Raw genomic sequence first — 25757 nt, 5'->3', positions numbered from 1 at the left:
CCCATGGCAGTGGACCTCTACGAAGCCCTCGGCGTGCCGCGCACCGCGAGCACCGAGGAGATCCAGCAGGCGTACCGCGCCCGCGCCCGCAAGTACCACCCCGACATCAACAAGGACCCCGGCGCCGAGGAACGCTTCAAGGAGCTGAACGAGGCCTACAGCGTGCTGTCCGACCCCAAGACCCGGGCCCGTTACGACCGGTTCGGCTCGGACTTCAGGAAGGTGCCCGAGGACTACGACGAACGCGTCGGGGCCAGGACCGGAGGGGGTGCGGGGGCGGGACCCGGCAGGGGGCGGACATGGCGCCCGGGACCGGGTTACGGGGGTGGCGACCCGTTCGGTGGCACGGCGGGTCCCGGCGGTTCCGCCGGTCCTGGCGTCGACTTCGAAGATCTCTTCGGCGGCCTTTTCGGCGCCGGAGGCGCCCGGGGCCGGGTGCCCGGCGCCGATCAGGAGACCGAACTGGTGCTCACCGTCGAGGACGCGTACCAGGGCGGCCGGCGCAGTCTCACCCTCTCCGGTCCCGACGGCCGCCGCAGCTACGAGGTGAACATCCCGCGCGGTGTCACCGAGGGGCAGCGGATCCGGCTCGCCGGACAGGGCGGGAGGGGCAGCGACAACGCACCGGCGGGCGACCTGTATCTCCGGGTGCGTCTCGCACCGCACAAGATCTACCGCGTCGACGGCCGCGACCTCACCGTCCAACTCGCCCTCTCCCCCTGGGAAGCGGCGCTCGGCGCGACCCTTCCCGTCACCACACCGCACGGGACCGCCAAGGTGTCCGTCCCGGCCGGCTCCTCAAGCGGGCGCAGGCTGCGGCTCCGTGGCGAAGGACTGCCCAACCCGCAGGGCAAGGACGGCGACCTCTACGCCGAGCTGCGGATCATGGTGCCGCGGCACCCCACCGACCGTGAGCGCGATCTCTTCGAACAGCTGGCGAGCGTCTCCGACTTCGACCCGAGGAGGATGCGATGACCCCGCCACCGCCCCGTCCGGCGCGCCCCCGGACGCGCACCGTCTACGCGCTGGCACCGCTGCCCGGACTCTCCCTGGAGACCGTCGCCCGCCGGTCCGGGATGCACCCCGACGCCGTCCGCAAGTTCGTCGCCCTCGGTCTGCTGGACGCCCGCCGTGAGGCGTCAGGACGGCTCCGGTTCGCCGAGAGCGCCCCACTGGAACTCGCCCGGATGGAACGGCTGCGGGTCGGCCTGTGCCTCAACTACGCCGCGCTGGGCGTGGTGGTCGACCTCCTCGACCGCATCAGCCGCCTCGAAACCGCCCTGCGCCGCCGAGACACCAGGAGTGATCAGCCGCCATGGACATGAACCGGCTCACCCAGAAGTCCCAGGAAGCGCTCCAGGACGCCCAGACCGTGGCCGTACGCCTCGGGCAGAACGAGACCGACGGCGAGCATCTGCTCCTCGCGCTCCTGGACCAGCGGGACGGCCTCGTCCCACGGCTGCTCGACCAGGCGGGCACCGGCACCGCCGATCTGCGCGGCGCCGTGGAGGCCGACCTCTCCCGTAGGCCCCGGAGCACCGGCCCGGGAGCGGCGCCCGGCCAGGTCTTCGTCACCCAGCGGCTCGGCAGACTGCTGGACACCGCCGAACAGGAGGCGCACCGGCTCAAGGACGAGTACGTCTCCGTCGAACACCTCCTACTCGCGCTCGTGGACGAGGGTTCCGCGAGCTCCGCCGGACGCCTCCTGAAGGAGTACGGCCTCACCAAGGAGGCGTTCCTGGCGGCGCTCACCCGGGTGCGCGGCAACCAGCGCGTGACCTCCGCGACCCCGGAAGGGGCGTACGAGGCGCTGGAGAAGTACGGCCGCGACCTGGTCGCCGAGGCACGCGAGGGCACCCTCGACCCGGTGATCGGCCGCGACGCCGAGATCCGCCGCGTCACCCAGATCCTCAGCCGTAAACGGAAGAACAACCCGGTCCTCATCGGCGACCCCGGCGTCGGCAAGACGGCCATCGTCGAGGGACTCGCCCAGCGCATCGTGCGCGGCGACATCCCCGAGGGGCTGCGCGACAAGACCGTCTTCTCCCTCGACATGGGGTCGCTGGTCGCGGGTGCCAAATACCGGGGCGAGTTCGAGGAACGCCTCAAGGCCGTCCTCGGCGAGGTCAAGGCCGCCGCCGGGCGGATCCTGCTCTTCGTGGACGAACTGCACACCGTGGTCGGGGCCGGAGGCGGCCCCGAGGGGGCCATGGACGCGGGCAACATGCTCAAGCCCATGCTCGCCCGCGGCGAACTCCATATGATCGGCGCCACCACGCTGGACGAGTACCGCAAGCGTATCGAGTCCGACGCCGCGCTCGAACGGCGCTTCCAGCAGGTGCTGGTGGACGAGCCGAGCGTCGAGGACACCGTCTCCATCCTCCGCGGGCTCCGGGAGCGTCTGGAGGTCTTCCACGGCGTACGGATCCAGGACACCGCCCTGGTGGCGGCGGCGACACTCAGCCACCGTTACATCTCCGACCGCTTCCTCCCCGACAAGGCCATCGACCTGGTGGACGAGGCCTGCGCCCGGATGCGTACCGAGATCGACTCCATGCCCGCCGAACTGGACGAGATCACCCGCCGCGTCACCCGTCTGGAGATCGAGGAGGCCGCGCTCTCCAAGGAGTCGGACGCCGCCAGCGAGGCCCGGCTCACCGAACTCCGCCGTGAACTCGCCGATCTGCGCGGCGAGGCCGACGCCGAACAGGCGCAGTGGGAAGCCGAACGCCAGGCCATCCGCCGCGTTCAGGACCTGCGCCAGGAACTCGAACAGGTCCGGCGCGAGGCGGCGGAGGCCGAACGGAACTACGACCTCGACCGGGCCGCGGAGCTGCGCTACGGCCGCCTCATCGAACTCGAACGCCGGCTCGCCGCCGAGCAGGAACAACTCGCCGCCAAACAGGGGGAGACCAGGCTTCTGCGCGAGGTGGTCACCGAGGACGAGATCGCCGACATCGTGGCCGCCTGGACCGGCATCCCCGTGGCCCGGCTCCAGGAGGGCGAGCGAGAGAAGCTGCTGCGCCTGGACGAGATACTCCAGGAGCGGGTCATCGGCCAGGACGAGGCCGTCCGGCTGGTCGCGGACGCCATCATCCGGGCCCGGTCCGGCATCCGCGACCCGCGCAGGCCCATCGGCTCGTTCATCTTCCTGGGGCCGACCGGAGTGGGAAAGACCGAACTCGCCAAGACCCTCGCGGCGGCCCTCTTCGACTCCGAGGAGAACATGGTCCGTCTCGACATGAGCGAGTACCAGGAGCGGCACACGGTCAGCCGGCTGGTCGGCGCGCCACCCGGTTACGTCGGCTACGAGGAGGGCGGCCAGCTCACCGAGGCCGTACGCCGTAAGCCGTACTCCGTCGTCCTGTTCGACGAGATCGAGAAGGCCCACGCCGACGTCTTCAACACTCTCCTCCAGATTCTGGACGACGGCCGCATCACCGACGCCCAGGGCCGGGCGGTCGACTTCCGCAACACGGTGATCATCATGACGTCCAACATCGGGTCGTCCCATCTCCTCGACCGCGCCACGGCCGACGGCGAGATCAAGCCCGAGGCCCGTGATCTGGTGCTGGCCGAGCTACGGGCCCACTTCCGCCCCGAGTTCCTCAACAGGGTCGATGACATCGTGCTGTTCCAGCCCCTGGGCCTCGTACAGATCGAGCGCATCGTGGAGCTCCAGTTCGACGAACTGCGCGGGCGTCTCGCCGAACGCCGGATCAGCGTCGACCTCACCGAGCAGGCCCGTGAACTCATCGCCCACCAGGGCTTCGACCCGGTCTACGGTGCCAGGCCGCTGCGCCGCTACATCTCCCACGAGGTGGAGACGCTCATCGGCCGGGCGCTGCTGCGCGGTGATGTCGAGGACGGCGCGTCGATCCTGGTCGACGCCCAGAACGGCGAACTCGTCGTCACCTTTCCCGACAGCGGGCCGCACGACGGGCGGACCGCCGGACAGGAGGAGGAGTGAGCACTATGAGCATCGGAGTCGACCCGCATCTGTCCATGGTGCGGTCCGTCGAGCCGCTCACCCCGGAGGGCTGTGAGGAGTGCCTGCGGCTGGGGACGCCCTGGGTGCAGCTGCGTCTCTGTCTGACCTGCGGGCATGTCGGGTGCTGCGACTCCTCGCCGCTCAAGCACGCCCGTCACCACGCGCGTATCGACGGCCACCCGATCGTGGAGCCCTTCGTGCCGCGCCAGGACTGGCGCTGGTGCTATCTCCACGAGGCACTCGTCTGATGTCCGCCGACGATGTGCGGGGCGACGAGATGCCCGCGCCGCCGCTCGACGAGACGCCCGATCTCAACGGTGCCTACCCCCGGCTGAGCCCGGGACAGATCGACATGCTCGCGCGGTCCGGCGCCCGCCGCCGCACCTTCGAGGAAGGCGAACGCCTCTTCGTGGAAGGGGAGACCTGCGAGCGGTTTCTGGTGATCCTGCGCGGTTCGGTCGTCGTCGTGAAAGGCCCCGGCAGCCCGGACGAGCAGGAGATCCGGGTCCATGGCCCCGGCCGGTTCCTCGGCGAACTCGGACTCCTCGAAGGCCGGGCGGCCTTCTACACCGTGATCGCCCGCGAACCCGGCGACGTGCTGACCCTCCCCGTCGACAGACTGCGCGAACTCGTCGTCCGGGAACCGGACTTCGGGGACCTCGTACTCCAGGCCTGCCTCGTCCGCCGTGAACTGCATGTCGGCGAGGGCGTCGGCTTCCAGATCATCGGCTCCGGATACTCCGGCGACAGCCGCAGGCTGCGCGAGTTCGCCGCCCGCAACCAACTGCCGTACCGCTGGACCGATCTGGAACGCGACCACGGCGCCGACGCGCTCCTCAGCCGGTTCGGCCTCACACCCGAGAAGACCCCCGTCGTCCTGTGGGGCGGCCGGCACATCCTGCGCAACCCCGGGAACGCGGAACTGGCCGCTCTCATCGGCGTGCCCGCTACCGGCGTACCGCCCGACCATGTGCGCGACCTGCTGGTGGTCGGCGCCGGACCCGCCGGCCTGGCCGCCGCGGTCTACGGCGCGTCGGAGGGACTGACGACGGCGCTGGTCGACAGCGTGGCCACCGGCGGTCAGGCCGCCACGTCCGCTCGTATCGAGAACTATCTCGGCTTCCCCACCGGGATCTCGGGCGGCGGACTGGTGGAACGCGCCGTCGTCCAGGCCCGGAAGTTCGGCGTGGCCATCACCGTGCCCGCCAAGGCGATCGCCCTGCGCGAGAGCGACGGCCATTACGTCGTCACCTTCGCCGACGGTACGGAGGCGGCCGGGCACCACATCGTCGTGGCCACCGGCGCCCACTACCGGAGGCTGACCGCCCCGGGCGTCGAGCGTCTCGCAGGAGGGAGCGTCCACTACACCGCCACACTGGAGGAGGTCCGGCAGTGCGGCGACAATCCGGTCGCGGTGGTCGGCGGCGGCAACTCGGCCGGCGAGGCGGCGCTCTTCCTCGCCCGGTTCACACCCAACGTCCAACTTCTCTTGCGCGGTGGTGAGTTGGGAGCCTCCATGTCCCGCTATCTGGTGGACCAGATCGAACGCCACCCACGAGTGGAGGTGCGTCCGCACACCGAGGTCCGGGAAGCGCACGGGCGGAACTCGCTCGAAGCGCTCACGGTGGAGAACAACCGCACCGGAGAGCGGAGCCGTACGCGGGTGCGGGCGCTCTTCGTCTTCATCGGGGTCAGCCCCCACACCGGCTGGCTCAAGGACACGCTTCCCCTCGACGAGCGCGGCTTCGTCCTGTGCGGGCCCGACGCCTTCGCTTCGACCAGTCCGGTGCCCAGGCGGTCGCTGACCCCCGCCCCGCTGATGCTGGAGACAGCGCTCACCGGGGTGTTCGCCGCCGGCGACGTACGCGGCGGCTCGGTCAAGCGCGTGGCGTCCGCGGTCGGTGAGGGCGCGATGGCGGTCCGCCTCATTCAGGAACGGCGTGCTCGCGAGGGCTTCGGCCCGCCCTGACGGCGCCCGGCCGCGTCCGCGAGTGACTTCACCACCTCGGACGCCAGCACCGCCTGGCCGGACGTCGAGAAATGGATACGGTCCTCGCTCAGCAGATCCGGGCGCGCGTTGAGCGGGTGGTCCCACATGTCGACGAGCACCATGTCGTACTCGACCGCCAGTCCGCGCGTGATCTCGTTGAGTGTCCGCACCCGCCGCGGGAAATCCGGGATGGCGGGAATGTCGAACGCCCTGCCGAGCGTGACAGTCGTCAGCCGCGCCCCGGTCCCCGCCGCGCGCTCGAACACCTGCCGCACCGTGCGCTCGACGATGCCGAAGTCCGGCCGCCGCCGGAACAAGTCGTTGGCGCCGCAGGAGACATGGAGCAGATCGGGGCCGAACGCGACGATCTCGTCCAGCTGCCCGGCCAGCGTGTCGGCGGCGGTCGCTCCGGGCGTGCCGGTGTTCAGATAGACCAACTCGGGGCGGACGCCGCGCAGTACGCCGGCGACCCGCTCCGCCCACGGCAGGTTCGCGTAGCCGGGGCTCGGGTCACCGGTGCCGGCGGCCAGGCTGTCCCCGGCCACCGCGAACCGTCGCCACGGCGCACCGGCGAGGAGCCGCGCGGCACGTGCCGGGGAGAGGCAGAAGGGATCGGTCTCTTCGGTGAGGGCCTTCGCCGCAGTCGTCATGGCGTAAAAGTACGATCGATCGTGCGCACACTGCACAACGCCACGCCGGAGTGTCGTGCGCCGGGCCGTCAGCCCGGCGGTGCGTCGCAGAGATCGTCCAGGACGAACGCGTCGGGTTCGCGCTGCAACAGCCGCTCGGCCTCCAGTTGCGCGAGCAGGCCGTCGAGCGCCACGGTGTCCTGCGGCTTCTCCAGGAATTCCAGTACGGCCCGCTGGAAGGCGCCCCGCAGCGTCGACGGCATGGCGTCCGACGCGTCGACGCAGATCTGGTCCGCGCCGTCGAGCATCCGCAGCACGTCCGCCGAAGCCCCCGTCGGGGCTTTCCCGCCGGTCGTACCCGCCGTACCCGACGTACCGGACGGGAAGTACGGGCGTTCCCCCGGACCCGCCGCCTCGACCCAGTCGGCCTGCGTCCGCGGCGAGGTGAGTTCCAGCAGCAGTTCCCACGCCGCGTCGCTCGGCTTGAACACCGCGGCCATGTCGCCCGAGACCTCGAACACGTTTCGGCCCCGCGGCAGCCCCTCGACGAAGTCGGCGGTCGGAGCGGGCCTCACGTCGTCGCCGTAATGGCGGCCGATGAAGGAACCCTGGTGCTCGCGGGTGCAGTCCTTGGCTTTCAGCAGCCCGTATCTGCCGGCGCCCAGATTCTCGAAGTGCGTGGTGAGCGAGTCCACGCCGTTCGCGGGCTCGTCGGTGGCGAGCAGAGCGGCCCAGTCCTGCCATGCCCGCTTCACGGGCCTTTTGTCCCACGGCAGTTGGCCGGTGGCGAACTGCTCGTACACCGCGTGGCCCTGCCGTTGCAGCAGCAGGTCCTCGATCCAGTCCGTGCCCGGCCACCCGGATGTCGCGCCCGAGGCCATGCCCAGGCACCACACGGCGTCCTCGGGCCCCGCGTCCGCCTCGCCCGCTCTGCTCCAGACGATGGATTTCAGGTCCACCCGGATCGGAACCCAGTACGCGTGTGTCTCCGTGCCCTTGGTCGTCGTGACGGGAAAGCTCGGTGCCCACGGCGCGACGGCCTTGTCCTCCACGTCTCCCTCAAGCGGCCGAGCGTCCCCGTTGAGCGCGTACTCGGCCAGCTCGCCGGGGCCGTTGAGGATCGCCACGTCGGGCGGGGCGTCCGTCCGCAGCTGCGCCACCAGTGTCTCGCGCAGCGAGCGCGTGCCCTTGTAGACGTAATGCCGGCCCGTCCGCTCGCCTATCTTCGCGAGCGTCTTCCTGAACGGCTTCTCCTCGCCGTCCGTCCAGGGACCGAGGACCACCAGCGTCGGCTCGTCCTCGGCCGCGCAGCCCGCCGAGACGACGGCCGCCCCGGCGAGGAGGGCGCCCGCGAGCACCGTGCGGAAGAGCCGGTACGGAGCCCTCACGGCGTCCTCCAGAAGATCTTCAAGTGTCCGCGGCCGTAGTGGAACAGCGTGAAACCGGACGCCACCGCGCCCACCGAGCCGACCATCAGGGAGACTTCGGCCGCCAGCGCCCAGCCGCCCGGGTGGGTGCCGCGCAGCTCGACGGCCAGTCGCTCGTCCAGAGCGTCGATCGTCGGATCGGCCTTCGCCGTCGCGCTCACCGCGGCCAGCTCGACGCCCGCCTCCCGCACTTCCCGCTGCGCGCGGTGCTGGCCGAGGGCGCCGAGGACGAGTACGCCGAGGACCAGCGGGACCGGCAGCGCGTACAGGATCAGCAGCAGGCTCCGTACATGTAACCGGTCGCGGATGAAGTCCAGTGTGCCGACGACGGTGAACACGAAGACCAGCACGGCCAGCAGGGCGCCCGACGCCGTCACGGCGGAGAGCGCGCTCCAGCCCGAGAGCTCCGACGCGTCCGCGTCCAGCTCACCTTCGAGGGCCTTGATGCGGTTGAGCACGGCCATGGGCTCGGCGGGGGTGCCGGTGTCGCGCAGCAGACTCTCCGCGTAGTCCAGCCCGGCCGTGCGCAGGGCCTTGCTCTCGTGATGGCTGTCGGACCAGCGTATCCAGTCGTCGTATGCGACCACGAGCCCGGACACCACACGTACCTCCTGCTCCTGGGCGGTGCGCAGCGCCTTGGTCTGTGCCGCGTTGTTGAGGCTCTGTGCCGCCTCGGTCAGCAGCGACGGATACTTCTCGCCGAGCCCGACGAGATCGGTCTGGAGCAGCGGATCCCTGCCGTTGTCGCCGAGGCGCCGGGTGGCTTCGGCGTCCGCGAGGGCCAACGACGTTCTGGCATGGGCCAGTTCGACCATGGCGGGGGCGTAGCGCTCGCGCAGTTGCTGCGTACGGCCGTGCAGGTCGAGATACGCCGTCCCGGCGAGCGCCAGGACGGTCAGCGCGAGCGCCGGCAGCAGCAGCATGCGGCTGAACAGGAACGGGGCGGTGTGCCGTCGCGTGTCCGCGGTCGGCCTGCGGCCGGAGGACCAGCGCCACATCGGCCGCCCCGTCGACCGCCACACGGCCCGCCCGGCCGACCGCCCCGCTGTCCGGGCGGTCCGGAGCGGCGCGGGCACGGTGAACCGGCGGCCCATCAGCGCTCCCCGCCGGCGGCGTCCGCCCCCGGCTGCGGGTCCGTCGGCCGGGCGGCGCGCAGCCGGCCGGGCCGCCAGCCCCGCAGCCGGCCCTGGCGTTGCTCGCCCCTGCTGTGGGCGAACGCGTACGGCCGGGTGCGGTAGGCGTTGTCGAGCAGGGCTCTCTCCAGCGTCCTGTGCTCGCGCAGGGTGGTGCGGGGCACCTGCTCGGAGAGCCGTTCGTAGCCCGCGCCCAGCTGTTTCCGCAGCTCGTGCTCGGTGCGAGGGATCGGGATCTCCGCGTCCAGCGCCTCGCGGAGCGCGCCGAGCGGATCCGGCTCCGGGGGAGTGGTGACCAGTCGCAGCAACAGCTCCAGCAGATCGGTGCGCAGCCGGTCCTGGGCCTGACGGTCCGTCATCCCCTCGTATCTGGCGAGCCGGTGCAGAGACTCGTACGCCTTCTTGACGGCGGCCACGGTCGGCGGAGCACCGTCGGCCGGCAGGTCCGCGTGGATACGCGCCATACCCGTGCGGGCGGCGGTGCGATGCCGCGAGTCGGCGGGAACGGCTTCGAGCCGGCCGAGGGCGAGCCGGGTGTCACCGTCGGCCAGATGGATACGGGCCAGGCCGAAGGCGGCACTGCCCAGCGCGTGGTTGCGCTTCCACACCGCACTGTAGAACACCATCGCCTCGCGCGGGTGGTCGAGGACCTCGTGGCAGTAGCCGAGCGCGAGCTTCGGCGCGTACTCGCCGGGAATCGCCGCGTAGACCTGGTCGAAGGAGCGCAGCGCCGACGCCGTGTCGTTCCTGGCCAGATGGAGCAGACCCTGGTGCCAGCGCAGCCGCCAGTCGGACTCGGCGAGGGTGCCGACGGCGGCCTCGGCCCGCCTCAACTCGGCCGTGGCGGACGCCAGATGGCCGCCCGCGTCGGCCGACCGGTAGCGGCTCACCTCCAGATGGAGACGGCAGCGCAGGAGCGCCAGTTCGGGGGAGAGCTGCCAGTCGGCGCTGAGTTGGAGCAGCCCGGCCGGATCGTCGTACGACGTGCGCTGGAGCTCCTTCCAGTTGGGGTCCTGGCGGCTCACCTTGGGCACGGGCAGGCCCACGGCCACCTCGGCCGGTTCCGGCGGCCGTATGGCCAGGGGCCGTTTGCCGTTCCCGCCCTGCCGCCACTGTTCGAGGGGCGGCGCCTTGCCGAGTTCGCCGTCGAGCGCGGCGGGCGCGACCGCGAACAGGGGTGAGGGCTCGAACGTCTCCTCGTCGAGACGCAGCGAGCGCAACTCGCGCAGCACGCCGCGGAGCTGGACGGACATCTCCTGCGCGTCGGCGAACCGGTCCTCGGGGCGCGGTGCCCGTGCCCGGTGCAGGACGCGCTGGAGTGAGGTCGTACCGAGGTCGGCGGGACGCGCGGGGACCCGGTCGAGCAGCTCCTGGAGGACGGCCCCGACCGCGTACAGATCGGCCGCCACCGTCACCTTGGTGGAACTGCCGAGCTCGGGTGCCGGATACGTGACCGGGCCGGCGTGGCCGATCTTCCGTACGCCCGCGACATCGATGAGCTTGATGCCGCTGCCGCAGTGGATGACGTTGGTGAGGGACAGGTCGCCGTAGACGAAGCCCTCGTCCTCGTGCAGATGGCGGAGCGCGTCCAGGATCAGCAGCCCGTAGACGGCGATGAACTCATGGACGCGGTAGCCGTCGAAGGGCGCCGCGTCGCGCGCGATCTGCTCGGCGACCCACTGGAGCGGCGCCCCGTCCGCGAACTCCATCACGATGAACCGGGCCTTGTTGGCCGGGTGTTCGGGCTGCTCGGGGTGGCCGGGATGCCGGGCGTAGTTGAACACCTTGATGATCGAGGGGTGGTTGAGGCTGACCAGCCGGAGCAGTTCCAGGCGCGAGATCCAGCGGTCGGTCGGGTCGTCGGGGTCCCGTACGCCCTTCAGGGCCACCGGACGGTTGTCCAGCATCTGGTCGCGGGCCAGATACACCTGGCCGTAACTGCCCTCGCCGAGCAGTCCGACGACTTTGTACTGCTGGTGGAGCTCCTGGCCTCGTACGAGACCGGCCTCCGGTTCCGTCGGAGTCCCCGGGCCGGGCCCCGGTCCCGAGCCGGGCTCGGGCTCCACGAAGGCGTCGGGATCGTCGACGGTGATGTGCGGCAGATCGGTGAGGCCGCCACCTGACGGATTCACCACGTACTCACCCGGTGAGTTGGGGCGGTCGAGGAGTCGTACGGCGGACCCGGCCGCCTGGAGCGCTTCCTCGACTGCGATGTCGAGCAGGAAGAGGTCGTAGGCGAGAGCGGCGCTCCTGTGCGGCACCTCCCCGTCCGTGCGCAACTCGGCCAGCCGGGAGGACAGTTGGCGATACACCGGCCGGGGCGCGTCGGTGACGCCCCGGTCGCCGGAGTGCGCGTACAGCCTGCGGAACCTCTTCTCCAGCTCGGCGAGCACGGCGAGCCGCGCCGCGAGGGACGTCGTGCGGCGCTCGGCCCACCCGTCGTCGAGCAGCGTGTCCACGACGCCTTCGAGCAGGGGGGACGCCGGGTCGCGGAAGACGAGCAGCAAGCGGGTCAGCCGGCCCTTCCGTAACGCTTTCAGCAGCGGCAGCACCGCCTCGCCCGTCGGCGCCGCCCTGTCGACCGAGAGGAAGGCGGCGGAGATCGGCGGGCTGTCCCCGGCGATCCGCGCCAGCAGGCGGTCGCGCTCGTCCGGCCCCTCGTGCTCGTCCGGTCCGTGCTCTTCGTGCGGTCCCTCGTCGTCGTACGGTCCGGTGGGCCCCGACGGACCTACCAGGCCGACGCGCTCGGCGGTGCGCGCGATGAGCTGTCCGGCCGTCCGGCCCTGTGCGTCCACGGCCATGTCGATCGAGCCGACCGGCGGTTCGGTGGGGTCGCCCCGATCGGCCGGCCGCGGATTGCGTTCACGGTCGGCCAGGTTGAGCGTGGCGTAGACCGCCGAGATGTCGTCGGGACGGCCGTCGCGGGCGAAGACCAGCTCCACCGGTTCCGTGGCGGTGCGCCTGCCGGCCGCCGGGTCGGCCCCGGAGACGGGATCCGAGACCGGGGCGGAGGCGGGGGCCGATGCCGCGCCCGTCGCCGGAGCCGCGTCGATGAGCCAGTGGGTCACCTTGCGGCGCAGGGCGAGCGCGCGGTTCGATCCGCTCCTGGGCGGATCGAACGGGATGGTGTGCGACAGGGCGGCGCGCCCCGTCACCTTCAACTCGTCCTGATGACCGGCCGGCCGGGGCCGCAGGACCGACAGATACCGCAGAATCGTCTCGGTCGGGATCATGTACGCGTAGTCGACCGAGAACCGGTGGTCCTTGTACCGGTACGTCATGATGCCGATGACCCCGCCCGTGCGGGTGTGGACCACGCCGCCGCCGCTGTAACCGGGGCGTACCGCGAAGGACTCGTCGACCGGGTTGAGCTGGACCCATTCGGAATAGCGCGCGGGGCCGCCGCGCCCCATGAGCCGCGCGTTGATCGTCTCGCCGCCGGGCAGCTGGTCCGTGTACCCGACGGAGTGCACCAGTTCGTTGAGAGCCGGGATCTGGCGGTGCAGCACGGCGGTCTCCACCCGAGGCACGGAGGCCAGCCGCAGCAGGGCGATGTCGGCGCTGAAAGTCGAGGTCGGCGGCTTGAGCTGGTCGGCCAGTACCTCGGCGCGCAGGCGCGGGGGCGGATCCCCGCGGGTGCCGGGGAACTCCGCGTACAGCGGCGCGACCGGCCGGGGCGGATCGTCGCGCCTCGCGGCGTCCCGCGAACCGCCGCTCCCGCGACGGGGTTTGGACAGCACCACATGGGCGCAGGTGAGCACGAGCCCGCCTGGCAGCAGCACGCCCGCCCCGAGCGGCGGCGCGGCACTGTTCTCCCCCTCGACCAGCCGGACCCGCCAAGGGTCCTCCTGCGACGGGGAGTTGGACGTGGTCTCCAGCTGCCTCATACTGCTCAACAATAACCACGGGGTGTGACAATGAGCCCCCGCTGTGTGACCAGGGGGGTCGGAATGAGCGCGCGTGGCGGACGTGGAGGGCACGACGGCGAGGAGACCGTGGGTCTCGCCGAGGTGATCGGCCGGATCCGCGAGGAGCTGGAGGAGGCGCGGCGGGGCGGGCGTGACAGCGGGCTCCAGTTCCGGGTGGAGCGGGTACACGTCGAATTCTCGGTGCAGGTACGGCGCGAGGGCACCGGCAAGGGCGGGCTGAGCATCGGCGTCGTCACCGCGGAGGCGGGCGGGACGGCGGCGCACGAGAGCATGCACCGCATCGAGATCGAGCTGATGCCGCACGACAGGGACGATCCGCCGGAAGGTCCTGGCTACCGGGTGGGCGGCCCGAGATAGCCGCGTCGAGGGGGTGCTCCGCGAGGTGCCGGACGGGACGGGGGTCCCGTCCGGCACCTGAGGACAGCGGTGGTCCGGCTGCCGGGCCGGATCAGCCGGCCGCGTCCGAGCCCGCCATCAGGACCGGCGCCGGCAGGATCACTTCCCGTTCGATCCGTCCGCTCTCCCGGCCTGCCACCGACCAGGTGCCGAGGGACAGTTCGGCCGTGATGCCGGGCCCGAAGCCGGCGATCACCCCGCGCGCACCGTGCTCGGCCCCACCGTCCTCGAAGAACCGGTCCAGCGCGTCGAAGACGACCGCGCTCGCGATGTTGCCGCGCTCGGTGAGGGTCGCCCTGCTGTAGCGGAACATCTCCGCCGGTACGTCGAGGTACTGGCAGAGGTCGTCCAGGATCCTGGGGCCTCCGGCGTGCACGATGTAGAAGTCCAGTCCGGACACGTCCCAGTCGTGCGGTTCTGCCATCTCCCGCATGGCGGGCGCGAGTACGGACATCGTGCCGGGCACCCGCTTGTCGAGCATGAAGTGGAATCCGGTGTCACGCACCGCGTAGGAGATCCAGTCCTCCGTGTCGGGCACCAGATGAGAGCCGTTGCGCTCCAGACGTACGCCGGTGCCTCCCTCGCCCCGTACCACCGCGGCGGCGACGGCGTCCCCGAAGAGGCCGTTGGAGAGCAGATTGCCCACCGCGAGGTCCGTCGGCTGGTAGCAGAGCGAGCAGAACTCGCAGCACACGATCAGTACGTTCGCCTCCGGATACGCGGAGCAGAAGTCGTGCGCCCGGTTGATGGCCGCACCGCCCGCGGCGCAGCCCAGTTGAGCGATCGGCAGCTGCCGGGTCTCCGACGTGAAGCCCATGGTGTTGATGAGCCACGCGGTCATCGAGGGCATCATGAAGCCGGTGCACGACACGTAGACGATCATGTCGATGTCCCGCGGCGTCAGTTCGGCGTGGTCCAGCGCACGGAGTACGGCCTCCGGCACCCGCCTCTTCGCCTCCGCCTCGTAGACGGCGTTACGAGTGGTGAAGCCCGGATGCCGAAGAGTCGTCTCGATGGGCTGCACCAGACGTCTGGTGCGGACACCGGTGTTGCTGATGAGCCGTACCGCGAGTTCGAGTTGGGGATGGTCGGGGTGGAGCTCCCGTGCCAGCTCCACGGTCTGTTCCAGCGTGATGACGTGCTCGGGGACTGCGATGGCGGGCCTGCACAGAGTTGCCATGATCAGCTCCTTACCAGGTGACCGGCAGGGCGAGCGGGTATCGCCAGATCGAGACGGTGTTCCACCGCACCTCCTCCGCCGGGACGGCCAGACGAAGGTCGGGAAAACGGTTGAGCAGTGTGCCGATGGCGACTTGGAGCACCATGCGCGCCAGGTGGGCGCCCAGGCAGTGGTGGCTGCCATAACCGAAGGTCATGTGCACGGCGGGGTTCTCGCGGTGGAAGTCGAGCTCGTCGGGGCGGTCGTAGGCGAGTTCGTCACGGTTGGCCGTCAGATAGGACACATGGACCGTGTCGCCGGCCTTGATGACGACCCCGTCGAACTCGACGTCCTCCGTCGCGACGCGGGGGATGCCGACGCCCTGGCGGAAGGGGATGTGGCGCAGCAGTTCCTCCAGGGCCTGCGGAAGCAGTTCGGGCCGGGCGCGCAGCTCGGCCGCGCGCTCGGGCTGAGTCAGCAGCGTGTAGACGATGTTGCTGATGTTGTACGTGGTGGTGTCGTGACCGGTGATCACCAGGAGCATGGCCAGCACGGCGAGTTCGTCCGCGTCGAGCGTCTCGTCGCCGATACGTGCCGTGGCGAGGCCGCTGATCAGGTCCTTGCCGGGGGACCGCCGCCGCTCAGCTGTCAGCTCCGAGAAGTAGGCACGCAGCCATGCCTTCGCCTCGACCGCCGAATTCCGGTCGGCGGCGTTCATGGACATCATGTCCATGGCGCGCTGCCGCAGTTGAGGGCGGTCCGCCTCCGGTACGTCCAGCAGCTCGCAGATCGTCATCAGCGGCAGCCGGTCCGCGAGATGGTCGGCGATGTCGGCCGGAGCGCCGCTTCTGGCCATGGTGTCCAGCAGACCGTCCACCGTCCGCTGGGTCCACGGGCGCAGCGCCTCCACCTGCGGGGTGGTGAAGGCCTTGGTGATCAGCTTGCGCACCCTGTTGAGCGCGGGCGGGTCCATCAGGTTGATCGACTCGGACTGCGCGATGGGCGCCGGAGTGATCCGGGGGAAGTCCCGCCCGATCAGGGCGGCTCTGCTGAAGCGGCGGTCCGAGGTGACGGTCTTCACGTCCTCGTACCGCGTCACCAGCCAGCATTCACCCTCGCCGTACGGCATGCGCACACGGGCGACGGGCGCCTCCACACGCATCCTGGCCATGAAGGGGTCGGGTTCCAGGGCCTCGTCATGGCGGAAGGGGCAGGTCTGTACTGAGTCCACGCCGGTCATCACGGCACTCCCACGGGCAAGAATGGTCACTCACGGTGACGTTGGCTCTGAGTTCATTCCGTACCTGGAGAGCCGCCATGCGCCGCGATGCCAAGCTCACCTGTACGGGTAACCGGCGGATTCGGGCGCACTCGGTCCGACACCGTGTGCGGGCTTCGAAGAGACGTGGTCGTACATTCGGCCATCTGCTTACGTCGTCTTTACATCGCTCCGCCGAGCCTGCCGCGGCAGCTTCTCTCGCACACCTGACCGAGACGGTCAACGCGCGCTCCGCGCGGGTGTGATGGGCGGCCGGGGCGGGTGCCGGGAGCGCACTCCCGAGGCTCTAGGGTGAACGCCATGTCCACCCCAGAACTGATCCGCATCGTCTCCCGCGACTCGCCGATGGCGCTCGCACAGGTGGAGCGAGTGCGCGCCGAACTGACCGCGCTCCACCCCGGCATCGCGACCGAGGTCGTCCCGGTCAAGACCACCGGCGACAAGTGGATGGGCGACCTCTCGCTGGTGGAAGGGAAGGGCGCCTTCACCAAGGAGGTCGACGCCGCCCTCCTCGCCGGACAGGCCGACCTCGCGGTGCACTGCGTCAAGGACGTCCCCGCCGACCGGCCGCTGCCCGCCTGGACCGTCTTCGCCGCCTTCCTGAAGAGGGACGACATCCGCGACGCCCTCGTCCACCCCGGCGGACACACCCTCGACGAGCTGCCCGCGGGCACCAGGATCGGTACGTCGTCCGTCCGGCGCGTCGCCCAGCTCGCCGCCTCCCACCCGCACCTCATCTGCGTACCGATGCGCGGCAACGCCAACCGCCGGCTGGAGAAGCTCGCGGCCGGTGAGGCCGACGCCCTGCTGCTGGCCGTCGCCGGCCTGGAGCGGATCGGGCGCACCGACGTCATCACCGAAGCCCTGCCGGTGGACCTCATGTGCCCGCCCATCGGCGCCGGGATCCTCGCCCTCCAGTGCCGCGAGGACGACACCGACACCATCGACGCCGTCTCCGGGCTCGGCGACCCGGACACGTACAGGGAAGCCTCCGCCGAGCGGATGTTCCTCCATGTCCTCCAGGGACACTGCAACAGCCCGATCGCCGGATTCGCGCACGCGGAGCGCAGCGGCGGTCTCTCCCTGCGCGCCCGGGTCTTCACCCCGGACGGCAAGACGGTCCTCAACGCGCACGAGTGGGCGGGCCCGCTCGACCCGGCGACCCTCGGCACGTCGGTGGCCGTGGCCCTGCTCCGGCAGGGGGCGCGCGAGCTGATCGACTCCATCGCGCACTGAGGGTCCTTCTCACGCATCGGCGGCCAAGACCGGTTCGCCCACGGCGAGATGACACACAGCCGTCACACAACAGCGGAATGTGAGACCGGCGGGCGCGGGTTCTCGCAGACATGACTGTGGGAGTAGCACTCAACACGACGGATCCCGACAACCAGATCGACGCCACCGTACGGCTCGCCGAGGAGGCCGCGGCGGCGGGACTGCGCTCCGCCTGGTTCGGCCAGACCTTCGGCGCCGACTCGCCGCAACTCGCGGCGATCGTGGGACGTGAGGTACCGGCCCTCCAGGTGGGTACGTCCGCGATACCCGTATTCGGACGGCACCCGCTGACCGTCTCCAGCCAGGCACTCACCGCGCAGGCGGCCACGCACGGCCGCTACCATCTCGGCCTCGCTCTTGGCACCAAGCTCCTCACCGAGGGCGGCTTCGGCATCCCGTTCGAACGCCCCGTCGCGCGGCTGCGTGAATTCCTCACCATCCTCAGGCAGTTGACCGAGACCGGAAACGCCGACTTCGACGGCGAACTGCTCAACGCACACGCCCTCGTCCCGGCGCGGGTACCGGGAGCCGACTCCGGGGTACCGATCCTGGTCGCCGCGATGGGCCCGCAGGCTCTTCGTGCCAGCGGTGAACTGGCGGACGGGATCCTGCCGTACCTCGCCGGGCCGCGCGCGCTGGCCGAGCACATCGTGCCGGCCGTCACCGCGGCGGCGGAGGCCGCCGGCCGTCCCGCGCCCCGGATCGTGGCCCTCGTGCACGGTGTGGTCACCGACGACGTCGACGCCGTACGCGAGAGGGCCACCGAAGCGCTCGCGTTCTACGAGCAGATCCCGTCCTACGCGCGCGTCATCGAACTCTCCGGCGCCAAGCGTGCCGTCGACGTCGCGGTGATCGGTGACGAGCGGACGGTGGCCGCGGAGGTGCGCCGCTACCGGGACGCCGGTGCGACGGAGGTGGTGTTCTCGGGCACGGAGATCGCGGGGGACGCCGACCGGCGCCGTACCTGGGACCTCCTCGGCGAACTGGCCGGCTGACCGGGCACTCAGCGCGCGTCACTGACAAAGCCCCTGGTCAGGCCCCTGTCAGCGGCTCAGGCGGGGGCATTGTCAGTGGTGGGCGGCAAGATGAGGGACATGACGACACCCGCAGCCGTACTTGTCGACGCAGCCGCCTACGCCGTCGCGGTCGAGACCGCGACGAAGGCCGCCGCCGCTTACTACGCGACGGGCGAGAGCGCCCTCGACGACGACGCCTACGACCGTCTGGCGCGGGGCATAGCCGCCTACGAGGAGGCTCACCCGGGCGAGATCTCCGCCGACTCGCCCAGCGGGAAGGTGGCGGGCGGCGCCGTCGTCGGGGACGTACCGCACACGGTGCCGATGCTGTCGCTGGACAATGTTTTCGGCGGTGCCGAATTCACCGTATGGGCCGCGTCGGTGGAGCGGCGGATCGGGCGCCCGGTCGAGCGCTGGAGTGTCGAGCCGAAGCTGGACGGCCTGGCCGTCGCCGCCAGGTACGAGGAGGGCCGGCTGGCCCGGCTCATCACGCGCGGGGACGGGCTTGCGGGCGAGGACGTCTCGCACGCGATCGGGATGATCACGGGCCTGCCCGACCGGCTCGGGAGGCCGGTCACGCTCGAAGTGCGGGGCGAGGTCCTGATGACCACCGACCAGTTCGAGCGGGCCAACACCCTGCGCACGAGCCACGGCGGGACGCCGTTCGCCAACCCGCGCAGCGCAGCGGCCGGGAGCGTCCGGGCCAAGGACCGTCCGTACCAGGTGGAGATGACGTTCTTCGCGTACGCGGCCCTGCCCCTCGCCGGGACCGGTGACGACCTGGCCGCCTCGTTCGTGGAGCTGCCGCACAGCGAGGTGCTCACGTACGTGGGGGGATTGGGTGTGCATACGACGGGCGGCACCACCGTCCCGCCCAGGACGGTGACCGACGCCGAGGCCGTGCGCCTGCGGGTGGAGGAGATCGCGGCGCTCCGGCCCGAGCTGCCTTTCGGAATCGACGGCATCGTCATCAAGGCCGACCGCGCCGCGGACCAGCTGGCCGCCGGATCGGGCTCCCGCGCGCCCCGCTGGGCCATCGCCTGGAAGCTGCCGGCGGTCGAGAAGGTGACCCGGCTGCTGGACGTGGAGTGGAACGTCGGCCGGACCGGCACCATCGCACCCCGCGCCGTCCTGGAACCGGTCGAGATAGACGGATCGACCGTCACCTACGCCACCCTCCACAACCCGAACGACATCACCCGGCGGGACCTGCGGATCGGCGACCACGTGATGGTCTACAAGGCGGGCGACATCATCCCCCGGGTCGAGGCGCCCGTGGCGCACCTGCGTACCGGCGACGAGAAGGCCATCGGCTTCCCCGAGGTGTGCCCCCAGTGCGGCTCGGAGATCGACACCTCGGAGCAGCGGTGGCGCTGTGCCCGGGGCCGTAACTGCCATGTCGTCGCCTCCATCTCGTACGCCGCCGGACGCGACCAGTTCGACATCGAGGGCCTGGGCGCGACCCGCGTCGTCCAACTCGTCGACTCCGGTCTCATCGCCGACATCGGCGACCTGTTCACCCTCACCCGTGAGCAGATCCTCGGGCTCGACCGGATGGGCGAGACCAGCACGGACAATCTCCTCGCCGCGATCGAGCGGGCCAAGGGGCAGCCGCTGTCCCGCGTCCTGGCCGCCCTCGGCGTACGTGGCACCGGCCGCTCCATGTCGCGCCGGATCGCACGGCACTTCGCGTCCATGGACGTGTTGTGTGCCGCCGACGAGGAGGCGATGCAGCGTGTCGACGGGATCGGCGTCGAGAAGGCCCCGACGATCGTGGCGGAGCTGGCCGAGCTGGCGGAGCTCATCGAGAAGCTGCGTGCCGCCGGGGTCAACATGACCGAGCCCGGTGCGACGCCTCCGTCCGACGATCCGGTGGCCTCGGAGGATGGCGAAGTCGCGGCGCGCAGCGGTCCGTTGGACGGGATGACCGTCGTCGTCACGGGCGCGATGACGGGTCCCCTGGAGAAACTCTCCCGCAACCAGATGAACGAACTGATCGAGCGGGCGGGCGGCAAGTCCTCCTCCAGCGTCTCCAAGCGCACGTCGTTGCTGGTCGCGGGGGAGAACGCCGGATCCAAGCGGGAGAAGGCCGAGCTGCTCGGGACGCGCATAGCATCGCCGGACGAGTTCGCGGAGCTGATCGCGGAGCTTCTCGTCGGCGATGGGGATACCGATGGCGACGGTCAGGAGGTCGCCGACGCTGCGGATGGCGCGGGCGTGGCGGCGTGAACCGGCCGGCGTCAGGCCGGTCCTGGGCCGAACCGGCGCTGGTAGGCCGACGGTGTCAGGCCGGTCTCGCGGCGGATGAGTGTCCGCAGATTCGTGGCCGTACCGAGGCCGCTGCGGCGCGCCACCCACTCGAAGCGTGACTCGCCCCGTTCGATCAACCGGCAGGCGAGGGCGACCCGTTCACCGGTGAGCCAGGCCAGCGGCGTGGTGCCCAGTTGCGCCTGGAAGCGGCGGTGCAGCGTCGCGGCGCTGACCGAGGCGCGTGCCGCGAGGTCCGCGACCGCGAGCGGGGCGTCCAGCCGCTCCTGCGCCCAGGCCAGCACGGGCGCCAGCGACTCGTCCGGTACATCGGGCACCGGACGCTCCACGAACTGCCGCTGCCCGCCGTCCCGGTGCGCCGCGAAGACCAGCCGCCGGCTCACCGAGTTGGCGACCTCGGCGCCGTGGTCGCGGCGGACCACATGCAGCCCGAGGTCGAGCGCGGCGGCGCTCCCCGCCGCCGTGAGGATGTCGCCGTCGTCCACGAACAGCACGTCCGATTCGAGCTGTACGGAGGGGAAGCGGGCCCGGAAGGAGTCGGCCCACTGCCAGTGCGCCGTGGCCCGGCGCCCGTCCAGGACCCCCGCCTCGGCGAGGGTGAAGGCGCCGCTGCAGAAGCCGACCAGGCGCGCGCCGCGTGCGTGGGCCCGCCGTACGGCGTCGAGCACGGCCGTGCGGCGGGGCACCTCGACGTCGGGCCGGTTGGGGACGATCAAGGTGTCCGCCGTGTCCGCCACCGACAGCTCGGCGACGCCCGTGAGCGTGAAGAATCCGTCCCGCATCAGGGTGTTGGGCTCGGGGGAGCAGAGGCGGAAGTCGTAGAGGTCGCGGCCGATCTCGGGCCTGCGCAGGCCGAAGATCTCGGTCGCGCAGCCGAGCTCGAACGGGTTCGAGTTCTCGTCCACGATCACCACGACGCGGTGGATGCGCCCAGAGGCACCCCGGCGCGGGCGCTGCGAGGATTCTTGCGTCATATGCAATTCCTAGCACTCACGTCGGCGGCGCGGAACGGGCGAGCATGGCCGCATGAGCGATGAAACCGACCTGCCCATCTCCCTCGACAAGGCGCTGACCTCCTTCGACGACCTGTGGAGCCCTCGTATCGTGACGCGTGTCAACGACTACGACGTACGCGTCGCCAAGGTCGAGGGCGAGCATGTCTGGCATGTCCACGAGGACACCGACGAGTTCTTTCTGGTCCTCGAAGGGGAGCTTCAGATCTCGTTGCGCGAGCCTGGGGGCGAGCGCACGGTCACGCTGCCGCGAGGAGCGGTGTTCACGGTCCCCCGTGGCACGGAGCACAAGCCGTACGCCGCCTCCCGCACGGCGATCATGATGTTCGAACCCTCCGGCACGTCGACGGTCGGCGACCGCCACGACGAGATCCCCGCCCATGTCGACGCGACGACGGGCCACCAACTCGGCGCGTGACGCCGTCGGGGCGAGTCCGGAAGGTGGCGTCCGGCTCGCGGCGCGCTGCCGGGGAGACGTCGGCGTCGGCTACGCCGGTCCGTCCGGCGACGGCGGGCGGACGCCGGGGCGGACGTACGTCACGTCGAAGTCGGTCGCCCAGAACTCGCCGTCCTCCGAGCGCTCCCAGCCGCCCCTTATCGTGTCGCCGGCCTCGTTGAAGGTCGCGCTGAAGCGCTGGTGGAAGCCGGCCGCCGCGCGCCACTGCTTCCAGACGCCGGCGCCCAGGCTCGTACGGTAGACGCGTGCGACGCCCCGGCCGTCGGCGTACAGCGTGGTGAACTCGTCGGACGTGTCGTCGTAGCCGGTGATCGTGCTCGTCGGGAAGGGCGCGTTCTCTCCCCACTCCGGCGGAAGCACAGTCGAGGGCCCCAGGTCCGCGCGCTGGACCAGATAAGCGCCGCCCTCCAGCCACGCGAACTCGGTCCGGACCGGCCCCGCCCGGTGTCCGGCCGCCCACATGTCCCACTCGCCCACGAGAGCGTCCAGGCGGCTCAGCGCGGGGTGGGGTGTCGGATGGCGCATCGGTTTCTCCTCTTCGCGGTTCGTCGGCAGTCCTGCCCTCTGCCGGTAGTGACCCGGAATTCCTCGCGGACTCATCGCTGTGGCAGACCGACGTCAGCGAGGACGGGGCCCGGGTGCGGGTGCTGAGCGCGTACGAGGACGCCGGGGGCAGTGGGAGCCTGCGGTTCCGTCCCTTCCGGGGACTGGTCCATCCCGGATCCGCCGGACAGACTCTAGGCCTGGCCCGTTTCGAAGTGGCTGATACGGCCGTCGGAGACGGTGAAGGCCCAGCGCGTCCGCATGGTGCCGTACGTCGCGTTCGTGAACGTCGCCTTCAGGGCGCGGCCCCCGTCGGAGACGGTCTCGACGTCCATCCGGCCGTCGGCGGAGAAGATCTCCTTGTCCACCCAGGCCGTGAGGTCCCGTTCGCTGCCGTCGTCGGACATCGTGGCGTCCGGGGTGAGAAGGGCGAACAGGGCGTCGCGGTCGCCGCCGTTGATCGCCGAGACGAACGCGGCGACCGTCTGGTCTTCGGGGGTGACGCTCATGAGTGGTCCTCCTGGTGACTGGGTTCGTCGCGCGTACGCCGACAGCGCTGCCCGCCGCACGGACGGTGCCCCGGGCAGTGCCATCATCACGCCTGCCGCCGGGCCCCGCAGCCCGGCGGCAACCGGCCGTGCGGCGAGGGTGTACAGCCCCCTTCCAACGATGTAAGAGATGCCTACGGGCCGCATCAGCACCGTCCTCGCCCGTATGACCGAGGAGGGCAATCGACCATGCACGCCTCGTACGACCCGTACGCCTCGCTGCCGCGCCGCGCGAGCGCCTGGCTCGGCGCACTGCTCCTCCTCTGCGCGAGCCTGGTGATGACCGCCGGCCCCGCCGAGGCGAAGTCCGCCGCCTGGCAGCCCAAACCGTCCCCGATGACCACCCCGTGGACCAATCAGGTCCCGGTCGACAACCCGCTGCCGGAGTATCCGCGCCCCCAGCTCACCCGCCCCGACTGGGTCAACCTCAACGGCATCTGGGACTTCGCGCTCACCGGCGCGAACGCCGGGCAGCCCGCCACCTTCCCCGAGCAGATCAGGGTCCCGTTCGTCGCCGAGTCGGCCCTCTCCGGGATCCAGCGCAAGATCACCCAGAGCGACAAGCTCTGGTACAAGCGGAACTTCACCGTGCCGGCGGACTGGAACGGCCGCCGTGTCCAGCTCAACTTCGGGGCCAGTGACTGGCAGACCACGGTCTGGGTCAACGGCCGGCAGGCCGGCGCGGCCCACAGCGGCGGCTTCGACGCGTTCACCTACGACATCACGCCGCTGCTGACGCCGGGCGGCACCAACACCGTCGTCGTCTCCGTCTTCGACCCTTCCCAGACCGGCGGTCAGGCCGTCGGCAAGCAGCGGATCAACGACGTCACCCCGCATCCCGGCGGCGGCATCTTCTACACGGCGGCGTCCGGCATCTGGCAGACCGTCTGGCTGGAGCCCACCGCCTCCGCCCACATCACCGGCCTCGACATGGTGCCCAGCCTCTCCGACAGCACGCTGAAGGTGACCGTCCGAGGCGCCGGCGCCGCGGGCCGGACGGCCAGGGTGACGGTCTCCTCCGGCGGTACGACCGTGGCCACCGCCACCGGCCCCGTGAACAGCCAGCTCTCGGTGGCGATCCCGAACCCGCGTCTGTGGACCCCCGAGGATCCGTTCCTGTACGACGTGCGGGCCGATCTGCTGCCGGGCACGGGCGGCGGCACGACCCTCGACTCGGTCGGCAGTTACGCCGGGATGCGCTCCATCTCCGTCGGCAAGATCGGTGGGGTCCAACGCCCGCTCCTCAACGGCGAGTTCGTCTTCCAGACCGGCACGCTCGACCAGGGCTACTGGCCGGACGGCATCTACACCGCGCCCAGTGACGAGGCGCTGCGGTACGACCTCCAGAAGCACAAGGACCTCGGCTTCAACATGGTCCGCAAGCACATCAAGGTGGAGCCGCAGCGCTGGTTCTACTGGGCGGACCGGCTCGGTCTGCTGGTGTGGCAGGACATGCCCGCCATGGACACCCGGACCCCCGACAGCGCCGCGCGTGTGCAGTGGGAGGCCGAGTACGACCGGATCATCGACCAGCACCGCAGCTCGCCTTCACTGGTCATGTGGGTCAATCAGAACGAGGGCTGGGGACAGTACGACCAGGCCAGGATCGCGAACGAGGTCAAGGCGTACGATCCCTCCCGCCTCGTCAACAACATGAGCGGCGTCAACTGCTGCGGCTCCGTGGACGGTGGCAACGGCGACGTCATCGACAACCATGTCTACGTCGGTCCCGGCACCACGACACCGACCGCCACCCGGGCGGCCGTCCTCGGTGAGTTCGGCGGGCTGGGCTGGAAGGTGCCCGGACACGAGTGGTACCCCGGCGGCGGTTTCAGCTACGAGGACCAGGCGAGCGTCGCCGCGCTCGACAACCGCCTTGTCGGCCTCATCGACACCATCCGGGAGAATCAGATGCCCAGCGGACTGTCCGCGTCCGTCTACACCGAGATCACCGATGTGGAGAACGAGGCCAACGGCCTGCTGACGTACGACCGGCAGGTGGTCAAGGTCGACGCGGCCCGGCTCCGGGCCGCCAACCTCGCCCTCGTCCAAGCCTCGCGCAACCCGCCGCCACCCGTCACGCTGCCCACCGGCCAGCACAAGTCGCTGCGGGTGACCACGCCCGGTCACACCGGCAAGTACCTCCGCCATCAGGACGGGCTCGCCTTCACCGCGCCCGTCGACGCGAACAGCGACGCCCTGCTGAAGAACGACGCCACCTGGAAGATCGTCCCCGGGCTCGCGGGCAGCGGCTGCTACTCCTTCGAGTCCCGCAACTATCCCGGGCAGTATCTGCGGCACCGCGACTTCCGCGTCTACAAGGAGGCGGGCGACGGATCGGCGCTCTTCCGGGCCGATGCCACGTTCTGCGCGCTGCCCGCCGCCGGGGGAGTGCGGCTGGCTTCGTACAACATGGCCGGCACCTATCTGCGGCACATCAACTCGGAGGTGTGGATGGCGACTCGGGGCGGTGCGCGGGCCTGGGACAATCCGGCCTCGTTCACGGAGGACACGATCTGGTCCGTCGACAACCCCTGGGTGGGCTGAACAAGGGGCCCTCGGAGGGATGACCCAGGCGGATGTCCGGCGGTGCCGCTCCCGCTCAGGAGCGGCACCGCTCGACCCGAAACACAGCCCGACCCGAAGCATCACCCGACCCGGAACACCGCCCGCCCCGAAGCATCGCCCGCCCCGAAGTATCGCT

At 70.8% G+C, this 25757-nt stretch carries 20 protein-coding genes; 11 read left to right on the top strand and 9 right to left on the bottom strand.

From position 1 onward, the window contains the following. The first annotated feature begins 3 nt into the window (after positions 1–3). Genes ACFWV8_RS08780 through ACFWV8_RS08760 form a run of 5 tightly spaced genes read left to right on the top strand, consistent with a single transcriptional unit; the run spans position 4 to position 5960 of the window. Positions 4–975 (top strand): DnaJ C-terminal domain-containing protein, encoded by a 972-nt coding sequence (locus ACFWV8_RS08780; protein WP_384199032.1) that lies wholly within the window; start codon positions 4–6, stop codon positions 973–975. Further along, on the top strand, positions 972–1325 hold the full coding sequence (locus ACFWV8_RS08775; RefSeq protein ID WP_329377816.1) for a chaperone modulator CbpM: 354 nt from the start codon (positions 972–974) through the stop codon (positions 1323–1325). Before ACFWV8_RS08780 ends, ACFWV8_RS08775 begins: the two co-directional genes overlap by 4 nt. Then, a complete protein-coding gene (gene clpB, locus ACFWV8_RS08770; protein ID WP_384199031.1) occupies positions 1316–3970 on the top strand; it encodes an ATP-dependent chaperone ClpB in 2655 nt (884 codons plus the stop codon). The genes ACFWV8_RS08775 and clpB overlap by 10 nt, the downstream gene beginning before the upstream one ends. 5 nt (positions 3971–3975) lie before the next feature. Then, positions 3976–4239, top strand: coding sequence for a UBP-type zinc finger domain-containing protein (locus ACFWV8_RS08765; RefSeq protein ID WP_329377812.1), 264 nt, complete (start codon positions 3976–3978; stop codon positions 4237–4239). Continuing rightward, positions 4239–5960, top strand: coding sequence for an FAD-dependent oxidoreductase (locus ACFWV8_RS08760; protein ID WP_384199030.1), 1722 nt, complete (start codon positions 4239–4241; stop codon positions 5958–5960). Before ACFWV8_RS08765 ends, ACFWV8_RS08760 begins: the two co-directional genes overlap by 1 nt. On the opposite strand, the gene ACFWV8_RS08755 is transcribed toward ACFWV8_RS08760, so the two are convergent. The 4 genes from ACFWV8_RS08755 to ACFWV8_RS08740 all read right to left on the bottom strand — a co-directional run bounded on the left by ACFWV8_RS08755 (position 5921) and on the right by ACFWV8_RS08740 (position 13057). Continuing rightward, positions 5921–6631, bottom strand: coding sequence for an SGNH/GDSL hydrolase family protein (locus ACFWV8_RS08755; RefSeq protein ID WP_384199029.1), 711 nt, complete (start codon positions 6629–6631; stop codon positions 5921–5923). The genes ACFWV8_RS08760 and ACFWV8_RS08755 overlap by 40 nt on opposite strands. 68 nt (positions 6632–6699) lie before the next feature. After that, complete coding sequence (locus ACFWV8_RS08750; RefSeq protein ID WP_384199028.1) at positions 6700–7998, bottom strand: hypothetical protein; 1299 nt, start codon at positions 7996–7998, stop codon at positions 6700–6702. After that, the gene (locus ACFWV8_RS08745) at positions 7995–9131 is read right to left on the bottom strand and encodes a hypothetical protein (protein ID WP_384199027.1); all 1137 of its coding nucleotides are present in this window, start codon (positions 9129–9131) and stop codon (positions 7995–7997) included. The genes ACFWV8_RS08750 and ACFWV8_RS08745 overlap by 4 nt, the downstream gene beginning before the upstream one ends. After that, positions 9131–13057, bottom strand: coding sequence for a tetratricopeptide repeat protein (locus ACFWV8_RS08740; protein ID WP_384199026.1), 3927 nt, complete (start codon positions 13055–13057; stop codon positions 9131–9133). The genes ACFWV8_RS08745 and ACFWV8_RS08740 overlap by 1 nt, the downstream gene beginning before the upstream one ends. Before the next feature lie 63 nt (positions 13058–13120). On the opposite strand from ACFWV8_RS08740, the gene ACFWV8_RS08735 reads away from it, so the two are divergent. Continuing rightward, positions 13121–13456: a trypco2 family protein gene (locus ACFWV8_RS08735; RefSeq protein WP_384199025.1), complete on the top strand. Its 336-nt coding sequence runs from the start codon at positions 13121–13123 to the stop codon at positions 13454–13456. Positions 13457–13547: 91 nt separating this feature from the next. On the opposite strand, the gene ACFWV8_RS08730 is transcribed toward ACFWV8_RS08735, so the two are convergent. Then, a complete protein-coding gene (locus tag ACFWV8_RS08730) occupies positions 13548–14675 on the bottom strand; it encodes a type III polyketide synthase (protein ID WP_384199024.1) in 1128 nt (375 codons plus the stop codon). Positions 14676–14685: 10 nt separating this feature from the next. After that, complete coding sequence (locus ACFWV8_RS08725) at positions 14686–15894, bottom strand: cytochrome P450 (protein ID WP_384199023.1); 1209 nt, start codon at positions 15892–15894, stop codon at positions 14686–14688. Between the two features lie 339 nt (positions 15895–16233). Here ACFWV8_RS08725 and hemC point away from each other — a divergent pair, with 339 nt between their 5' ends. From hemC to ligA, 3 genes are all read left to right on the top strand, one after another. Then, positions 16234–17169: a hydroxymethylbilane synthase gene (gene hemC / locus ACFWV8_RS08720; RefSeq protein ID WP_384199022.1), complete on the top strand. Its 936-nt coding sequence runs from the start codon at positions 16234–16236 to the stop codon at positions 17167–17169. Between the two features lie 110 nt (positions 17170–17279). Beyond that, a complete protein-coding gene (locus ACFWV8_RS08715; RefSeq protein ID WP_384199021.1) occupies positions 17280–18203 on the top strand; it encodes an LLM class F420-dependent oxidoreductase in 924 nt (307 codons plus the stop codon). 90 nt (positions 18204–18293) lie between these two features. Further along, the gene (gene ligA / locus ACFWV8_RS08710; protein ID WP_384199020.1) at positions 18294–20453 is read left to right on the top strand and encodes an NAD-dependent DNA ligase LigA; all 2160 of its coding nucleotides are present in this window, start codon (positions 18294–18296) and stop codon (positions 20451–20453) included. An 11-nt stretch (positions 20454–20464) separates the two neighbouring features. On the opposite strand, the gene ACFWV8_RS08705 is transcribed toward ligA, so the two are convergent. Next, positions 20465–21466: a GlxA family transcriptional regulator gene (locus ACFWV8_RS08705; protein ID WP_384199019.1), complete on the bottom strand. Its 1002-nt coding sequence runs from the start codon at positions 21464–21466 to the stop codon at positions 20465–20467. A gap of 52 nt (positions 21467–21518) precedes the next feature. On the opposite strand from ACFWV8_RS08705, the gene ACFWV8_RS08700 reads away from it, so the two are divergent. Then, complete coding sequence (locus ACFWV8_RS08700; protein WP_384199018.1) at positions 21519–21923, top strand: cupin domain-containing protein; 405 nt, start codon at positions 21519–21521, stop codon at positions 21921–21923. 69 nt (positions 21924–21992) lie between these two features. Here the strand turns inward: ACFWV8_RS08700 and ACFWV8_RS08695 are convergent, their stop codons facing one another. Next, positions 21993–22487, bottom strand: coding sequence for a hypothetical protein (locus ACFWV8_RS08695; RefSeq protein WP_329377781.1), 495 nt, complete (start codon positions 22485–22487; stop codon positions 21993–21995). A gap of 212 nt (positions 22488–22699) precedes the next feature. Continuing rightward, the gene (locus tag ACFWV8_RS08690; protein ID WP_384199017.1) at positions 22700–23014 is read right to left on the bottom strand and encodes a nuclear transport factor 2 family protein; all 315 of its coding nucleotides are present in this window, start codon (positions 23012–23014) and stop codon (positions 22700–22702) included. A 228-nt stretch (positions 23015–23242) separates the two neighbouring features. Here ACFWV8_RS08690 and ACFWV8_RS08685 point away from each other — a divergent pair, with 228 nt between their 5' ends. Further along, complete coding sequence (locus ACFWV8_RS08685) at positions 23243–25600, top strand: AbfB domain-containing protein (protein ID WP_384199016.1); 2358 nt, start codon at positions 23243–23245, stop codon at positions 25598–25600. Positions 25601–25757 lie beyond the last annotated feature (157 nt).

This window comes from Streptomyces sp. NPDC058665, assembly GCF_042714995.1.
Taxonomy (GTDB): Bacteria; Actinomycetota; Actinomycetes; order Streptomycetales; family Streptomycetaceae; genus Streptomyces.
Note: the sequence above shows the minus strand (reverse complement) of the source record. Positions and strands in the feature narration are given on the sequence as shown.

Coding starts and splice junctions, on each gene's coding strand:
- ACFWV8_RS08780 (WP_384199032.1), top strand. CDS start 4: ATGGCAGTGGACCTCTACGAAGCCCTCGGCGTGCCGCGCACCGCGAGC.
- ACFWV8_RS08775 (WP_329377816.1), top strand. CDS start 972: ATGACCCCGCCACCGCCCCGTCCGGCGCGCCCCCGGACGCGCACCGTC.
- clpB (WP_384199031.1), top strand. CDS start 1,316: ATGGACATGAACCGGCTCACCCAGAAGTCCCAGGAAGCGCTCCAGGAC.
- ACFWV8_RS08765 (WP_329377812.1), top strand. CDS start 3,976: ATGAGCATCGGAGTCGACCCGCATCTGTCCATGGTGCGGTCCGTCGAG.
- ACFWV8_RS08760 (WP_384199030.1), top strand. CDS start 4,239: ATGTCCGCCGACGATGTGCGGGGCGACGAGATGCCCGCGCCGCCGCTC.
- ACFWV8_RS08755 (WP_384199029.1), bottom strand. CDS start 6,631: ATGACGACTGCGGCGAAGGCCCTCACCGAAGAGACCGATCCCTTCTGC.
- ACFWV8_RS08745 (WP_384199027.1), bottom strand. CDS start 9,131: ATGGGCCGCCGGTTCACCGTGCCCGCGCCGCTCCGGACCGCCCGGACA.
- ACFWV8_RS08740 (WP_384199026.1), bottom strand. CDS start 13,057: ATGAGGCAGCTGGAGACCACGTCCAACTCCCCGTCGCAGGAGGACCCT.
- ACFWV8_RS08735 (WP_384199025.1), top strand. CDS start 13,121: ATGAGCGCGCGTGGCGGACGTGGAGGGCACGACGGCGAGGAGACCGTG.
- ACFWV8_RS08730 (WP_384199024.1), bottom strand. CDS start 14,675: ATGGCAACTCTGTGCAGGCCCGCCATCGCAGTCCCCGAGCACGTCATC.
- ACFWV8_RS08725 (WP_384199023.1), bottom strand. CDS start 15,894: ATGACCGGCGTGGACTCAGTACAGACCTGCCCCTTCCGCCATGACGAG.
- hemC (WP_384199022.1), top strand. CDS start 16,234: ATGTCCACCCCAGAACTGATCCGCATCGTCTCCCGCGACTCGCCGATG.
- ACFWV8_RS08715 (WP_384199021.1), top strand. CDS start 17,280: ATGACTGTGGGAGTAGCACTCAACACGACGGATCCCGACAACCAGATC.
- ligA (WP_384199020.1), top strand. CDS start 18,294: ATGAGGGACATGACGACACCCGCAGCCGTACTTGTCGACGCAGCCGCC.
- ACFWV8_RS08705 (WP_384199019.1), bottom strand. CDS start 21,466: ATGACGCAAGAATCCTCGCAGCGCCCGCGCCGGGGTGCCTCTGGGCGC.
- ACFWV8_RS08700 (WP_384199018.1), top strand. CDS start 21,519: ATGAGCGATGAAACCGACCTGCCCATCTCCCTCGACAAGGCGCTGACC.
- ACFWV8_RS08695 (WP_329377781.1), bottom strand. CDS start 22,487: ATGCGCCATCCGACACCCCACCCCGCGCTGAGCCGCCTGGACGCTCTC.
- ACFWV8_RS08690 (WP_384199017.1), bottom strand. CDS start 23,014: ATGAGCGTCACCCCCGAAGACCAGACGGTCGCCGCGTTCGTCTCGGCG.
- ACFWV8_RS08685 (WP_384199016.1), top strand. CDS start 23,243: ATGCACGCCTCGTACGACCCGTACGCCTCGCTGCCGCGCCGCGCGAGC.